Below are 14,674 nucleotides of genomic sequence, written 5' to 3' on the forward strand. Positions count from 1 at the left end.
AAGTCAGTAATTTTTCAACCTGCCTTATGTTGAGGACGATGCGTATCGTGGGCACAGATAATTCAATACCCGAGCGCCTGACCGTCTTTTCTTTTGTCAGCCACGCCCAACAGGGAACCATCAGGCATGCGCATAACCGCATGGGCGCCGCCAAAATCGCTGCGCCCTGCCAGCTCGCCGGCTGACTTTGCGGGCTGCTGATACCCCGCATCGCGCAAGGCTTGCTCTACACAAACATCCATCCCCGCCTCAATCGCAAGTGTGTTGCCGGCTTCAAGTCGCCAGCGTGGCGTTGAAACGGAATCGGACAGAGCGTTGCCCCAACTGAGCACACGCGTCAAAATCTGCACTTGCCCCTGTGGCTGCATCAGTCCGCCGACCACGCCCATTCCAAGATGAAAGCGTCCGTCCAATGTGCTCATTCCAGGCACAACGGTATGATAGGGTCGCTTGTTCGGTGCCGGACCATTGACATGTCCCGGCTCAGCGAACCCGAATCCCCTGTTCTGCAGGACAAATCCACCATCCGGTACGGCAATACCGCTACCAAAGCGCTTGAAAATACTGGACATGAGTGTGATGGCCAGGCCTTGCTCATCCACGATCACTGAGCATACCGTGTTACCTGACGGGTCCGCGACGGTCTGACTGGCTCGACGCATAGCATGTTCCGTTGCCTTCACCATAGACACATGTGCAAGGGGGTCCGCCGGGTCCAGGTTGTCTTCCTGTATCCGCTGCAAGGCATCCAGGATGGCTATCCCGTGTGTATTGGGTGGACACTGATGTACCATGAATCCATTGAACAACGTCTTGACCGGCTCGCAGAAATCACCGGTGTGTTTCTGAAAATCCGCAGCATCCAGCAGACCACCCGCTCGCTGAACCGCCTGTGCCGCCCTTTGCGCCACCCAGCTCTCATAGAACGCGTCAGCGCCTTCTTGAGCGATCATTTCCAGGACTCGGGCCAATTGCGGATTCGCAACATGGTCACCGGCTTGCGGACTGTTGCCGGCACGAAAAAGCTGCGCGCAAACCGGATCACGCTTTAATACAAAATCAAAGATGGCCCATTCCTGCGCCGCCACAGCGGCCACGGCAAAGCCATCGCGCGCATAACCAATGGCGGGGTTGAAAAGACAGCGCCAGTCCAGCTTGCCATATCGCGCATGCAAATCCGCCCAGCCCCTGACTGCGCCTGGCGTTGTGACCGACCACGGGTGACGCTCCGGAATCCGGCGGCCGGGAAAATCATCCAATGCCGAAGGATCCATGGCGGCGGGTGCGCGCCCAGTACCGTTATAGCAAACAACCTGTCCATCTGGTAAACATAAAGTAGCCAGTAAATCCCCGCCAATACTGGTAGCCATGGGCTCCACAACACCCAGTACGGCATCGGCTGCGATCGCAGCATCAACCGCGCTGCCACCAGCCTGAAGCATCGCGTTTGCAGCGGCGGCCGCCAATGGGTTACCAGTGGCGATCATTGAGCGCGAGCCCGTGCATTGTTTCGCATTCATAGCAATTCTCAGCTGAACAACAGAACGGCGCTGATCGTTGAAATAAACAGTGCGATCAAGACAGGTAAGGTCAGGGCGCGAACCAGATCCAGTATGTGCACTCGGGCAAAGCCCGCCACTGCGATCAGGGAAGACCAGGCGATCAGCGTGCCGCCACCTGTCCAGACTGATCCCATTTGTCCGACTGCCGCCAAGGTGGAAGGATCCATGCCAATGACGGGTCCCAATGCCCCAGACAACGTACCAGTCAGCGGCAAGCCGGAAAAACCGGAACCGTCGATTCCAGAAATCATGCCCACAAGCAGAACACCGAAAGCCATCATAAAATGGTTGCCAGGGATCAAATGCTGACCGGCTGAGATCAGCTCAAACAACAGGCTGGGCGCCTTATCTAACGGAATTCCAAGAATCTGCGAAGTGGCCTCATTTGCCCCAAGAAAAAAGAACCCTGCGATTGGAAGTACCGAACCCATTGCTTTGAAAGCAAAGACAAATCCATCGGTCATATGCTCCGGACAGACATCAAGCATCTTTCGCGGCCCCACCGTCGCCAATGTAGCCAGCATCATCAGAATAAATGCAACACCGCCAACCAGACCGGCCGCATCACCTCCCCTCAAGACAGGCAACCCTGGAATCATCCGCGGTAACGCCAACAGCAGGATTACCCCAAGGAAGGCTGCCGGTGTCAGTATGGCAAAAACCCGAGCCCAACCGACAATACGCCGGTCTTCCGCATGTTCCTCATCACTGCGAGACGTACCGTAATTGACCGCGCGTGCCATTTCCGCTTTGTCGAAACTGCCTTGATGTTCAATTTCCTGACTTGTGCCATCACTCGCCCGGGCCTGCCACTCCACCAGCAACTCAGGGTCCGGTTTACGAAAATGCTTGCGCGCACAGAAAAACGTGATTGCCAGAGCAATCACACCGGTAATCAGGGAAAGCACGAGCGCCTTGTCCGCCACAACTTGTGCGCTAACCGCAGCGCCCGCTGCCTTTGCGCTGATTCCTGGTGCAACACCAATAACATAATCGGACGACAGCGCCATCCCCTGTCCGGTAATGGCGATCACCATCGCACCGGTCAGCGGCGGGAGCCCGGCAGCAATAGCAGCGGGAAGCAGAATCGCAGAAACCAGAGGAACAGCTGGCGTGGGCCAGAAGAAAAGAGAAATGGTGTATGTTGAAATCGCGATAACCAAAAATGAGGCTATGCCTCCTCGCATCACGCGACGAAACGGCTCCACCATCCGGACATCTGCCTGTATCACCTTCAACGCGTTAAGCAACGCGGTCATGAAGGTAATCACAAGAAAAATGTTGAACAGTTCCTGGGCGGCAACGAAACTTGCCGAAAAAATACCAATCAACCCACTGATAGGGCTACCGGTGATCGCAGTCACCACGAAAAAAGTGCCAAGCACAGAAGGCACAACCACGTTGGCTCGAAAAAGCATTGTTACGATGATTACCAACACACTTAATAGGTATATCCAGTGTGACACGTTCAAGACAACGTCAAATTGCATTAAGAGGCCTTATTCCCATACCAAAAACTGCTACGCAACATCTCGCAATCGCTTTTGATTTTATTCAAAAAAATTGTATACTGTATATTATCTGCAAAATTATATTCACGCATACGCTGGTTTTCCCTATGTTTGACCTGCCATTTCTCTTAAATAGAAATACGAACCTGCCGAACATGATTCGAACGCCTTTCACCTTTAAGCAATTCCCATGCCGACTCTTGACCTCCTGCCGTTTATCAATCCATGGTTATATGCATTGATGGGTGCACTCATTTGCGGGTCTGCCTTCGTTCAGGGTATCAGTGGTGTGGGTTTTACACTCGTTGCTGCACCTGTGGCAGCCATGGTATGTCCTGAATTGGTGCCCGGCGCACTACTGACGCTGGGCAGTTTTGTGACATTGTTGACTGCCATAAGAGAACGACGACATATTGCATGGTCTCACGCCGGGTCAGCCCTCATCGGACGAGCCGCGGGAACAATAGTCGCAGTTTTCCTCCTCACGCAATTGGCACAACGGCCGCTGCACTTTCTTTTTTCCGGTCTGATCATTCTAGCCGTCGGTTTGACAATGTGCGGTCTGCGAATCCAGGGAACACGACTCAATATTAGTATCGCCGGCGTCATTTCGGGCATCATGGGCACGCTGACGTCTGTGGGCGCACCTGCATTAGTCATCATCTTGCACAATCAAAAGCCACCCGTGTTACGCGCAACAATCGGCGCTATTTTATTTTGTGGATCCGTTCTCTCATTATTCATGCTCGCATTGACCGACCATTACCATGCACACGAATTCTGGTTGAGTGCGACACTCATACCCTTCATGCTTATGGGATTTTGGCTGTCTGGCTATATCAGGCACAAGGTCACTCCAACCACCTTGCATAAAGGCCTGCTGATTTTTTGCCTGCTAAGTGCTATCGCTCTTCTGATTAAAACGATCTGATGAACCCTGCAATGTTCACCCATATACAGTATACAAATTGGCCTGTAATCAAGGTTGATCCTTTATAATCAATCTGTTTACATCCACTGATTTCAGACTCACCTTATGAACATTAGCTCAAAAATTGCAGGAGACGAATCTCAAGCTGCTGGCCCTGACCTCAAAATTGGTCAGAAGCACTCCCCGCTGTTTGCAGTCATTCGCGATAAATTGCGAGAGCGCATCTTGTCAGGCGAGTTTCAGCCAGGCGCAAGACTGGTTGAAGACAAGCTTTCAATTGAAATGGCTGTCTCCCGCATTCCCGTGCGTGAAGCATTACGGGCACTCGCGGCTGAGGGCCTAGTCACTATTGAACCTCGCAAAGGCGCTTCCGTTTCAATACTGTCCGAAGAGACCGCATATGATATGGTCGAAGTGCGCGCTTCACTGGAAGGGTTGAATGCCAAGTTGGCGGCGCAGCGGCGTAATGAAGAAGCCATCAAGAAATTACAACTGATATTGGAAGAAGGGGCTGCTGCGGTAGAACGAGACGATATGAGCACATGTCGGGCATTGAACACTCAATTTCATGAGCACCTCGCGCAGGTCGCAGGAAATGCCGTGCTAAATGAATTGATGCGCTCTCTTCGAGACCGTACAGCCTTGGTATTTGCGCCAAGCAATATGAAACGCGTGAAAGAAAACTGGTTCGATCACTCTCAGATCCTGAAAGCTGTGATTGCCGGTAATGGTGAGCTTGCCAGTCTGCTTGCTACCCAACACGTCGATAATGCTGCCCGCGCTTATATCGAAGCACGAGAGAAAACCCACCAGAAGGCCAACGAAGCGTAGCTATTTAAGGGAAATCGCTGACCGATAGTCTGATTTTCAACGCCGGCTGCTCAGATTTTTTGTTTGAAAGGAAGACATCATGACTCTCATCGACCCTGTTTTATTGGGCAGTTTGCTCGTTCTTGGCGCATGCACCGGTTTTCTTGCCGGTTTACTTGGTATCGGCGGTGGCATGATTATCGTGCCATTCCTTACCGCCATTCTCTCTACTCTCGCCGTACCTCTGGATCTGACCGTAAAAATGGCTATTGCTACCTCCATGGGCACGATCCTCTTTACCTCTATTTCAAGCGTACGTGCCCATCAACGAAGAGGAGCCATTCGATGGGATTTGGTGCGCGCTTTTACCCCCGGTATCGTCCTGGGCGCACTGGCTGGCAGTCTCGGCTTGTTCACTTTTGCGCGAGGCACCAGTCTGGCCATACTTTTTGGCTGCTTCGTTATCTTTTCTGCAACCCAGATGTTTCTGGATCGCAAACCCAAACCAAGTCGCTCCATGCCAGAATTGCCCGGGAGGCTGGGTGCTGGCATGATGATTGGCATGATATCGGGACTTGTTGGTGCAGGCGGCGGCTTCATTAGCGTACCGTTCATGATCTGGTGCAATATCTCCATGCATGTCGCCGTCGCAACAAGCGCTGCGCTGGGATTCCCGATCGCATTGGCTAACGTCCTTGGCTATGTTACCGGGGGAATATCCCTCACCCACCTTCCACCGGGATCCTTTGGCTATATCTGGTTGCCGGGTTTGGCTGCCATTGCCCTTCCCAGTGTGTTAACAGCACCGCTAGGCGCCAAAGCGGCACACATGCTACCTGTTCGGACGTTAAAAAGAGTCTTTGCCGTCATTCTTTACCTGCTGGCGATATATATGCTCTGGAAAGCCTTACATTAAACCTCTCGCTCAATATGCTGCGCCAGGTGCCATCTTGATGTGGAATGATCTGTCAGCGTCGATAGTGTTAACCGGCTGAAGCCTGAACAGGCGGCGCTATCGGATTTGCAGGAGAAGAGCGCAACAACACCGCCAGCATCAGGCTCAGCAGGCTTGCCCAGAAAACAAGATGAAACCCGTCTATATGGGCAATCACCTGAGATTCACGCTCAATGACACTTGCAATACCATTTAACCCAGAAGAACGTATGCGCTCCACGACCAGCGGCTCACCGGCCTGCACGAAGGCGCTCAATGATGCATAACTGGTATCTGCTGCCATACGGAGCCAGGTGGACATGATGGTACCGGCCATTACCGGCATCAATACGCGTGCAATTGAAACATACGCACCGAGCGCCACGCCATGTTGCGGATTGAGATTGGTGACGAATGCGGCAATTAATCCGATGAGCATAATACTCTCGCCAAGCGACTGCATAATCAGGATCGTAATAAATTGATCCACTCGCCAGTTGTGGCTGATATGTGTGCCTAGCCATGCTGTGATCGCGATGACAATCAGTCCGCATATGATGAGCAGCCTGGGCTCGGCGCGTCTGGCCAGATAGACAGCCAAAGGCGTCGCGGCGAGATACGCCGCGAATGCAATCAACGTGGCAGAGCCCGTCTGCATGGGCTTGAGATCGCCCATTTGTGCCAGAAATGTGGGGATCAGCAAGGAAGTGGGCGTCATCAGCACACCGAACAGGCAGGCAATCACCAGACAAATGAGGATGTTTCGATGGCCAAACGCTGAAAGATCTCCAAATGCATTTGGCTGCAACACCGCGCGAACAACCGCTGCGAAAAACAGCATAGCTCCTCCCGCAACAGCGGTAACCACCAGGCCGGAATCCAGCCAACCCAGGCGTTCGGCCGATTCGATACCGATAAAGATCAACACCAGGCCTGTGCAGAATAAGGCCATGCCGGCCCAGTCAGCCTGCCGCCATTGATCCCGATTGACAGGCGTCAGCGGCATTGCTTTCCACGCCAGCAGGGCAATGAGCGGCCCGATAAATGCCGTCACCCAATAAACCCAGTGCCAGCTGACCTCCTCCACCAGAAAACCCGACGCGCCATACCCCGCATCCATGCCGGTCGATACACGCAGGCTATAGGCAGCCATGACAACCAGCCAAAGCCGCGGACGCACACTACGCAACCCCAAACTAATCGTCAATGGCAGGTAGATGCCCATGCACAAGCCGGCAACAGCATGCAGAAGGACCAGCATTGGATAATTGTGTGCGAAAGCAGGAATGAGTAGCGTTGCGAAACCAAGACACAGACTGGGCGTAACGAGAATCCGTGTCGGCCCGATAATGGTGGCCAGCAAGGGGACAACCGACATGGTAACAAGCTGTGCACCGTTTAGCGCGGTGCCCAGCCACGCGGCTTCCAGCACATCCAGACCGAACTGGCCGCGCAGATCTGGTAGCGCCGAGGAAAACAGCCGTCCTTGCAACGTCGTGAGAACCGCGCCCAGAAAAATGGCCACTACGGTGAGTACAGGTCGGGCATGGGGCGTGTTAGCGAAAAGCGAACGGCGTATCATAATCAACCCGATTCCGCCTGGGTTTTGTACGCGACATGCTGCGCCTGTTTCGTATAAGGAGGAATATGTTCTCCTTTTGTATTGACGCTGGCTTCGACAGACATGCCAGGATGTAGCCTGTTTAACTCCCGCTGCCCGGGGGCCAGCTCGATACGCACCGGGATGCGCTGCACGACTTTGGTGAAGTTGCCGGATGCATTGTCTGCCGGCAGCAACGCTGATTCGGCACCGCTCATGGGCGCGATTTCTCTGACCCGGCCACGAAACTGCCTGCCGGGAAGGCCATCAACGCTCACAACAACAGGCTGACCAGGCTGAACATGGGCCAGCTGCGTTTCCTTGTAATTGGCGATCACGTAGGACTGATCGGAAGGCACAATAGACACGATCTGGGTGCCGGTGCTGACCAGACTGCCCAGTTGAACATGGCGTTTGTTAAGCACGCCATCGAAGGGCGCGACAATGCGCGTATAGTCAAGGTCACGTCTGGCCCCTTCCAGTTCGGCTGCAGCGGCGTTTACATCGGCTGCCCGCAGCCCACGCTGGCCTTCGAGGACAGCCAGCGATTGACGGGCCAGGTCGACCTGCGCCATGGCCGCTTCGTGCTGGCTGACCGCATGATCCAGGTCCGCCTGGGCACTTTCAAACAATTGCCGCGACAAAGCGCCTTGCCGGACCAGTTTTTCCTGACGTTCCGGATTGCTCTTGTGTTGACGAACCCGAACCTGGGCCGCGCGGGCATTGGCCTGTTCACCCTTGATGCGAGCGCGCTGTTGCGAGATTTCCCTGTCGAGATTGTCCAGATTGGCCTGAGCCTTGCTCAGTGTGGCCAATGCGGATGCGACTTTCAGGACATAATCGCTGTCATCGATCTGCGCAATCAACTGACCCACGCGCACTGTTTGGTAATCGTCAGCCGGCAAAGCCTTGATATAGCCGGAGACTTTGGTGCTCAGCACCGCAAAGTCCGATTTCACAAATGCATTTTGTGTCGTTTGAATCGTCCGGCTGCTGGTCCAATCGCGCCATTGGGTTGTTGCCAGGATAAGCAGAGCAATGATGGCCACGCACCCTACCCAGGGAGCCAGGCGCAATGCCAGCGGGCGACGGTTTGTCGTTTCTTCAGGCTGAATAGTCATTAAGCGTCCTTGCAAATTTCACCATCGTGTATGGCGCCTGCGAACAGCACCAAAATCATGGCTTCCGACAAAACTAACGATGTTAGTTTATTTAAATGATACACTAACATCGTTAGTTTTCAAACCATCAAGCCTGAGTGCGATATGAGAGCTCCGAAAATTCAGCGAGAACAAGTGGTTCAGACAGCGCTCGCGCTCCTGGACCAGGACGGCCTGGAAGGGTTGACGATGCGCAAACTTGCCCGGTCTTTGAAGGTGCAGGCGCCGTCACTGTACTGGCACTTCGATAGTAAGCAGGCGCTGATCGACGGCATGGCCGATGCCCTTGTGGATACGGTGGCAAGAGATATATCCCAAACTGCGTCATGGCAAGATCGTGTCCTGCAGGTAGCCGGAGAATTTCGTCAGGCATTGCTGCGTCATCGCGATGGCGCCCGGGTATTTGCGGGCACGTATGTGGTGACCGATAACGTGTTGCGAACCAGCGAGGCCATGATCTCCGCTTTCGTGCAGGCCGGCGCAAGTGCAGAACTTGCCGCCGTATTCAGTTTCAGTACAACCTATTACGTTCTTGGTTTCGTCATGGAAGAGCAGGCGCTGGGGCCGGGCAGTACGCTGGATTTGGCTGAGCGTAAGCGCCAGTTCCTGGCATCCACCCAGGACAAATACCCACATAGCTTGGCTGCAAGCGAAGCCATATTTTCTGAAAACTTCGATCACCGCTTTGTGACCGGGCTGGAGCTGCTGATCGCTGGCTCGTATCAGCGTATTCGCGCCGACGCTGCCCAATCTCACCGGTAAACTGGAGTCAGACTAATGCACATTGACACTCGTCAGTTCCCCTTGGTCTGGATGTCGGCAAATGGTGCGTCCAACTGGGAGTCAGAGCTCAACAAGCTGCTGCTCCAAGAAGAACGATTCGTCCTTTTGACCCGTGAAATACCGGCGCGGGACAAAGAGACGGATAATGCAAGCAGAAAGCAACTGGCACTTTGGTTAAAAATCAACCGTGACCAGCTCAGGCACGTCTGCGCGGGAAGCATCGTGGTCGTGGACAGCCAGGCTATTGCAGTGCCACTGCAAGCCGTTTTGGGGCCGCTAAGCAAGGCGTTTGGTTACCCGATACGGCTAGTTGCTGAAAGGCATATTGATGCTGAAATCAGCCGTTTGCTAAAAGGGCCGGATTGACAGGGATTTGGCTCAGTTTGCAAAACCGATCGTGCCCGATGGCGCAAGAAAGACTCAGGTCACTTCATCTTCATAGAGGGATGGCCTGACCGCGCAGCTTTGGACATGCATTAACCTATTCCAATGCCTATAATTCTTCAACGTGCGTGGATTGAGTACTTTGTAAAACCCAAAGCCAATAATGAATCGTAAAAAACAGGAATGTCACCTGCCCTTTTGGCACCGCCCCATAATCATGAGAATGGAGATTTCGGATTAATGCACTGGATTTTCGCGTTTGGTATATTGGCTTCACTGCTTGTTGTTTTTGTCATTTCCTACAAGAGCAAGCCATCGCAAGGCCCTAACCGCTTTGGCAAGACGGCTTCGCCTGTCGGATTTACAACTGCGGTGCGCAGGTTCTTTACCGGATACTTTGATTTTACGGGCAGAGCGAGCCGCACAGAATTCTGGTATGCAATGCTTTTTTATGTGCTGCTGCTATTCGTGCTCGGCCTGCTCAATCTTCCAGACATTGTGCTTTCAATCTTGATGGTCGTTACATTGATACCGTTTTTCTCCGTCACCACACGTCGCCTGCACGACACAAACAGAAGCGGCTGGTATCAGCTCGTCTCATGGTTCATGCCTGTGGGCACAATCATTGCCCTGCTCTGGTTCAACGAGGAGCCGCGCGATTGATCAGGCGAAAAGAACAACACAATTGGAGATCTTAGAACGCTGGTCATTCCCATCATTTTGAGTTTATCAGGTGTGGGGTTGCATGCTGCAAACGTGATATTCTGAATAAGCCGGTATCCAATTATCGTGGCCACACCTTAAGTGTATGCAAATCCAGCAACGTAAACCCCCCCGCATCCTGCCATCCACCTGTATCGATGTAGTAAACGTTACCAAGCTGCGTAGGCTTGCGTAGCGTCATATGTCCGTGGACCACCGCACGTACATTGCGGACAGGCTGGGAATACTGCATTCGATAGCGATCTACGGACCATAGGCAGGCATCCTCATCGTCCGGGCTGAACGTCGCGCCATGAATGGCCTGCCAATCGTCATAGGGGAAGTCGGCGTGGACCATGCCGACTAAACCACCCGGCGTTTCCACCTCGATAGCCAGCGGCAAGGCGCTCAGGCAGACCGCAATGCGTTCACGAACATCGCCAGCGCAGGCATCCAACCATTCACCGCCGTGGAGGCAATGATCAACGTCCGGAATCGGATTGCCTATCGCCCGTCGCCACGTCAGCAGCTCATGATTCCCACAGATCGCATGAAACCACGGGCGTTCCAGCCAATTCAGAACATCGGCCGATTCTGGTCCCCGGTCCACAAGATCTCCTACGGAAAATAATCGATCCTTTTCTGGCGAAAACTTTACCGCAGCCAGCGCGACCTCAAGCCTACCAAAATGACCATGGATGTCACCCACCGCAAAATCCCGGCCCCTGGTATTCAATTGATAGCGCCGGACTCGACCATTACCGGGCGTCATTCCAAGGCTCCATATCGCTCCCTAACGACTTGTGCTGCATACCTATGATGATACCGGTGGAGCGGGTAAAGCGCCACCTGGATCAACGTATAGAAATGGCGCAGTAGCGGGCGGACTTTCTGGACACATTGAAGGCCAAAAAGAAGAAAAAATGGCAGAAAATTTCCTCTGACCACTGGAGGTTGCTACATTGAGCCGCTGATAATTATCCCCAACCTAGGCTAAAACGGACAATGATCGGCCACCTTGGAAAAAGCAGATATTCACCGAACATCCTCTCTGTTGAGGTAATTCTTTGAAGACAAGGTGTTACCACGCATTTTTACATCGATATCATTTTTCCCCATTTTCTATCTCTGGAGTCGACGGATTCGGTGATTTGCGCACAAGATCAACAAAGACCTTTAGCCAGAAGAGGTCCTTTGCATTTCGCACGCAAAGTTGCTGGAGCTGCTGTACTTCCTTCGCTTGTGCCGCCGGTATTGCATTAATATCAATTGCAGGACACGATGGTCGTTCTTCCATTGCTGGTATAAGAAACGGATTCGTTTCCAACATACTGAATACTGATTTACTTAACTGGTCGGCTGCCGCTGTCGAGAAGGGTACTGGAGAATATTTGGCCATAACCTTCGTAGCCCAATCCCTGATGTCCGCGTCCTGAGAGTGGCGTGGGGAGCGCAAAATCTGCACCGCTGTTTGCAAAAGATCCCGCTGGATACCAGACTCCATAGCCGATATCTGAGCGCTTGCACCAATAGTTGCTGCAAGCTTTTGGGAATTCGCATTTGCGTCTGCCGACGAATGCTGGGCAACCCAACCGATAATAGCGACAACAATTGGTGTAGCGATTAGCGCAATGATTTGAGCAATTTTATACGTCCGTGGAAAAAACTGGTCTGCTTTTGAAATACTATCGTTCATTCTTCTTGTTACCTATTTGATCGGTAGCTGCTATTTTATGCAAGTGCGAAGCATGCTGTCATACCTTGTGCGGAAGATAGAAGATCCCGGAATTGTTCTACGGGAACACCAACGTCTCATTTACAAAACGGACTTTCACGTGGCTTTATGTTAACCATAGCTCATAGTAAATATCATAAAATTCACTTTCGGTGCCACGTGAAGCGCTTGAGGTTAAATAGAAAAAAATAGTACAAGCACTAGCCAGTTAACCTAACTTCGTTAATGATTTGAAGTCAGGCCAACTTTGACCTGACTTCTATCAGCAGCGCCCTGGCGTAGTGAAGCCAGCAAGCTGAATAAAAAAAATTCCTTGAGATGCTGTACTGACAATTAATTGGCACGTTCCTTTTTACTGAAGGCGGCTGTCAATACAATTCCTCCAATTTTATTCTGAATCAGACAATTAAGTCACAGACGTCTTTCGATTATCACTAGCAGGATGACTGAAATAGCGCCAATTAATCCAAAGCTCAATTGAACAAATGCTGTCGGAATCGAGTTCCCAAGCGCCCACCCTGCCAGCCAAATTGCTGCAATAGAAGCGATACGTCCGACGCTCTTGCCGATCATCATATACTGTGGCAACCGGTGGTCAGCGATTTTACGCGCGACCGTCTCAGCCAAGAGAGGTAAAAGAAGCGAATACAAAAATCCCAAAACAATGGTGCTGGCCATTATCGTGGCGGGATCATTACATTGACCGTTTATCACAACAGCAACAGAAATGAGGAAAAACATATTCCTTACAGTTCGAGGTGTTGCGTAATTTTCCAACTTGATAAGTTTCAACACCAAAATTGCCTGGACAAGCAAAAATATACTGTAGAGAACAGAATAAGGAGGCGGAGAAAAATGCTCATACTTAGAAGATGACAGCAATAGAAATCCGATCGCGCCAATCGACGCATTTGCCAAAAACTGAAACAATAAAAACCAATTTTCCCACGACAACATCCTATCCAAATGAAGGCTTCGCTTTGTCTCTTCGGTTGTACCTTGACCTTGATTACAGCATTCAGATACTATTCTTTTTAGTATGTGCCACGGCGCATACAATGAACACAGGTAACTCAATATCAATAGTATCCAAAGAGTGCACTCAAGATATCGATTAGCAGTAACTACAAAAAATGGAGCAAGCGCCATACTTCCCCGTCCTAGTAAGTTACTAATCGAATTACTTCGTAGAAATGAAAAATTATTGTATCGGCAATTAAACAAATTCAATCTGACAGCAAGCGGCTGATCTACTATACTCAGAACCGTCCAAACACCATAGACAAAATAGTGGTCCGCCCTAAGCGCCGAATCGACCGAGATCAGGCTCATGATCAAATATAAACTCAAAATAGCCAAGATGATACGCACCAATAATGAGATCATCGTTTGATTCTGCAATGAGACCGCTCGCATCCGTATCGCAATGATCGGTTGAACAATAACCTGCCCTATTAATGGTCCAGTAAACAGCAGCGATGCCAGTTCTAATCCAGTGGACTTGGCCGAGATAGACGTAATCAATACAATTACAAACGCAGCAGGCAATGCCACGATTGAAATTGAAACTGATGAGAGAAATCCATGTACTTCAAAAGAATGGCCAGACTTCGTCCGATTCATTGGGTGGGCCTAAACTAATGTCATTTGCAGAATTACTCTGAGAACGTATACAAACCATATTTTTATCGGAGTATAGAACCGCATAATAGGGATGTAAATCGTCCAAAATAGAGAAATATGATAGAGGTTGTTTTTTCGCGTACGTAATGAATTTGCTGTCATTCTCCATTCTAAATACAAATTCGTGTAGCTCCTTTTCTGTATATTTTCGCAATAGCCGATTCACTGATCTTTGACTCAATTTCTCACCGTTCTCTCTGCAGCGTGCCATTACCACACTATCCCTTATCATCTCGCATTCAGCCAATGCGTGCGCCGTTGCATCGACACCAGAACTCCTACAAGCAGATCCCGATGCAATGTATCCTAACTTGAAATCGACGTGAATCGCGAGTGCATACCGAATCGAATATTTGTAAAATGGAGATTCCCATACTATTCTGTAATGAGCATCATCCATTGAATGGAATATCGGTTTTCCTAATTTTAATTTTCCATGCCACCAACAGTGAGTAATGTGGCGCTCATACATCTCTAACTCGCCATGCCTTTTTGCGCGATCAAGTGTTTCTCCCACAGCCAAACCCGTAGCGTTGAGAGCCTGATTATTCGACTTCGTTCCGATCAGAAAGGAAACTCGAGCGGCCGTTCCTCGTTCTATATCTCTAAAATGACTGAGCACTTGGATGGGTTCCATCAATTGATCATTGTTATAGGCACAACGAGACCCGAAAAAGTGCTCAATACATTCGTAATATGCCGAAGTCTCTGCTATTCTTCTCTCCTTATGACTACCAAAGCCGAAGATATAATGCTTCTTTCCATTTGAATCAGTAGTTCCAATTCCAGCCTTTGCGACCCAATAATTCTCATTGCAAATATTTATTCTGCTTATTGTTTTTATGTGAGGTCGAATATCCATTTTTATTTAACCTGAAC

At 51.0% G+C, this 14,674-nt stretch carries 14 protein-coding genes; 6 read left to right on the forward strand and 8 right to left on the reverse strand.

What is annotated here, in order from left to right; translation table 11 throughout:
- Positions 1-62: 62 nt before the first annotated feature.
- Both MIM_RS17675 and MIM_RS17680 read right to left on the reverse strand, forming a co-directional pair.
- Positions 63-1,520 carry a gamma-glutamyltransferase family protein gene (locus MIM_RS17675; RefSeq protein ID WP_042070511.1) on the reverse strand — a complete coding sequence of 486 codons (1,458 nt, stop codon included), beginning with the start codon at positions 1,518-1,520 and terminating at the stop codon, positions 63-65.
- Between the two features lie 8 nt (positions 1,521-1,528).
- On the reverse strand, positions 1,529-3,052 hold the full coding sequence (locus MIM_RS17680; RefSeq protein ID WP_025374091.1) for a hypothetical protein: 1,524 nt from the start codon (positions 3,050-3,052) through the stop codon (positions 1,529-1,531).
- Positions 3,053-3,263: 211 nt separating this feature from the next.
- Between MIM_RS17680 and MIM_RS17685 the strand changes: the two genes are divergently transcribed.
- The 3 genes from MIM_RS17685 to MIM_RS17695 all read left to right on the forward strand — a co-directional run bounded on the left by MIM_RS17685 (position 3,264) and on the right by MIM_RS17695 (position 5,730).
- Positions 3,264-4,004, forward strand: coding sequence for a sulfite exporter TauE/SafE family protein (locus MIM_RS17685; RefSeq protein WP_025374092.1), 741 nt, complete (start codon positions 3,264-3,266; stop codon positions 4,002-4,004).
- A 105-nt stretch (positions 4,005-4,109) separates the two neighbouring features.
- Complete coding sequence (locus tag MIM_RS17690; protein ID WP_025374093.1) at positions 4,110-4,835, forward strand: GntR family transcriptional regulator; 726 nt, start codon at positions 4,110-4,112, stop codon at positions 4,833-4,835.
- Between the two features lie 79 nt (positions 4,836-4,914).
- Positions 4,915-5,730: a sulfite exporter TauE/SafE family protein gene (locus MIM_RS17695; RefSeq protein ID WP_144084677.1), complete on the forward strand. Its 816-nt coding sequence runs from the start codon at positions 4,915-4,917 to the stop codon at positions 5,728-5,730.
- A gap of 67 nt (positions 5,731-5,797) precedes the next feature.
- Here MIM_RS17695 and MIM_RS17700 read toward each other — a convergent pair whose 3' ends face one another.
- Both MIM_RS17700 and MIM_RS17705 read right to left on the reverse strand, forming a co-directional pair.
- The gene (locus tag MIM_RS17700; protein ID WP_025374095.1) at positions 5,798-7,330 is read right to left on the reverse strand and encodes an MFS transporter; all 1,533 of its coding nucleotides are present in this window, start codon (positions 7,328-7,330) and stop codon (positions 5,798-5,800) included.
- Between the two features lie 2 nt (positions 7,331-7,332).
- Positions 7,333-8,469, reverse strand: coding sequence for an HlyD family secretion protein (locus MIM_RS17705; protein WP_025374096.1), 1,137 nt, complete (start codon positions 8,467-8,469; stop codon positions 7,333-7,335).
- Positions 8,470-8,613: 144 nt separating this feature from the next.
- Between MIM_RS17705 and MIM_RS17710 the strand changes: the two genes are divergently transcribed.
- From MIM_RS17710 to MIM_RS17720, 3 genes are all read left to right on the forward strand, one after another.
- On the forward strand, positions 8,614-9,270 hold the full coding sequence (locus MIM_RS17710; RefSeq protein ID WP_025374097.1) for a TetR/AcrR family transcriptional regulator C-terminal domain-containing protein: 657 nt from the start codon (positions 8,614-8,616) through the stop codon (positions 9,268-9,270).
- A 15-nt stretch (positions 9,271-9,285) separates the two neighbouring features.
- Positions 9,286-9,657, forward strand: a complete 372-nt coding sequence (locus tag MIM_RS17715) for a hypothetical protein (protein ID WP_025374098.1) — start codon at positions 9,286-9,288, stop codon at positions 9,655-9,657.
- 201 nt (positions 9,658-9,858) lie between these two features.
- On the forward strand, positions 9,859-10,338 hold the full coding sequence (locus MIM_RS17720; protein ID WP_042070514.1) for a DUF805 domain-containing protein: 480 nt from the start codon (positions 9,859-9,861) through the stop codon (positions 10,336-10,338).
- Between the two features lie 121 nt (positions 10,339-10,459).
- Here MIM_RS17720 and MIM_RS17725 read toward each other — a convergent pair whose 3' ends face one another.
- From MIM_RS17725 to MIM_RS17740, 4 genes are all read right to left on the reverse strand, one after another.
- On the reverse strand, positions 10,460-11,149 hold the full coding sequence (locus tag MIM_RS17725) for a metallophosphoesterase (protein WP_025374100.1): 690 nt from the start codon (positions 11,147-11,149) through the stop codon (positions 10,460-10,462).
- A 333-nt stretch (positions 11,150-11,482) separates the two neighbouring features.
- Complete coding sequence (locus tag MIM_RS17730) at positions 11,483-12,073, reverse strand: hypothetical protein (protein WP_025374101.1); 591 nt, start codon at positions 12,071-12,073, stop codon at positions 11,483-11,485.
- A 450-nt stretch (positions 12,074-12,523) separates the two neighbouring features.
- On the reverse strand, positions 12,524-13,735 hold the full coding sequence (locus MIM_RS23015) for a hypothetical protein (protein ID WP_144084678.1): 1,212 nt from the start codon (positions 13,733-13,735) through the stop codon (positions 12,524-12,526).
- Complete coding sequence (locus MIM_RS17740) at positions 13,704-14,657, reverse strand: YcaO-like family protein (protein ID WP_025374103.1); 954 nt, start codon at positions 14,655-14,657, stop codon at positions 13,704-13,706. The genes MIM_RS23015 and MIM_RS17740 overlap by 32 nt, the downstream gene beginning before the upstream one ends.
- Between the last annotated feature and the right edge of the window lie 17 nt (positions 14,658-14,674).

Source organism: Advenella mimigardefordensis DPN7, from assembly GCF_000521505.1.
Taxonomy (GTDB): domain Bacteria; phylum Pseudomonadota; class Gammaproteobacteria; order Burkholderiales; family Burkholderiaceae_B; genus Advenella; species Advenella mimigardefordensis.

Coding starts and splice junctions, on each gene's coding strand:
- MIM_RS17675 (WP_042070511.1), bottom strand. CDS start 1,520: ATGAATGCGAAACAATGCACGGGCTCGCGCTCAATGATCGCCACTGGT.
- MIM_RS17680 (WP_025374091.1), bottom strand. CDS start 3,052: ATGCAATTTGACGTTGTCTTGAACGTGTCACACTGGATATACCTATTA.
- MIM_RS17685 (WP_025374092.1), top strand. CDS start 3,264: ATGCCGACTCTTGACCTCCTGCCGTTTATCAATCCATGGTTATATGCA.
- MIM_RS17690 (WP_025374093.1), top strand. CDS start 4,110: ATGAACATTAGCTCAAAAATTGCAGGAGACGAATCTCAAGCTGCTGGC.
- MIM_RS17695 (WP_144084677.1), top strand. CDS start 4,915: ATGACTCTCATCGACCCTGTTTTATTGGGCAGTTTGCTCGTTCTTGGC.
- MIM_RS17700 (WP_025374095.1), bottom strand. CDS start 7,330: ATGATACGCCGTTCGCTTTTCGCTAACACGCCCCATGCCCGACCTGTA.
- MIM_RS17705 (WP_025374096.1), bottom strand. CDS start 8,469: ATGACTATTCAGCCTGAAGAAACGACAAACCGTCGCCCGCTGGCATTG.
- MIM_RS17710 (WP_025374097.1), top strand. CDS start 8,614: ATGAGAGCTCCGAAAATTCAGCGAGAACAAGTGGTTCAGACAGCGCTC.
- MIM_RS17715 (WP_025374098.1), top strand. CDS start 9,286: ATGCACATTGACACTCGTCAGTTCCCCTTGGTCTGGATGTCGGCAAAT.
- MIM_RS17720 (WP_042070514.1), top strand. CDS start 9,859: ATGTCACCTGCCCTTTTGGCACCGCCCCATAATCATGAGAATGGAGAT.
- MIM_RS17725 (WP_025374100.1), bottom strand. CDS start 11,149: ATGACGCCCGGTAATGGTCGAGTCCGGCGCTATCAATTGAATACCAGG.
- MIM_RS17730 (WP_025374101.1), bottom strand. CDS start 12,073: ATGAACGATAGTATTTCAAAAGCAGACCAGTTTTTTCCACGGACGTAT.
- MIM_RS23015 (WP_144084678.1), bottom strand. CDS start 13,735: ATGAATCGGACGAAGTCTGGCCATTCTTTTGAAGTACATGGATTTCTC.
- MIM_RS17740 (WP_025374103.1), bottom strand. CDS start 14,657: ATGGATATTCGACCTCACATAAAAACAATAAGCAGAATAAATATTTGC.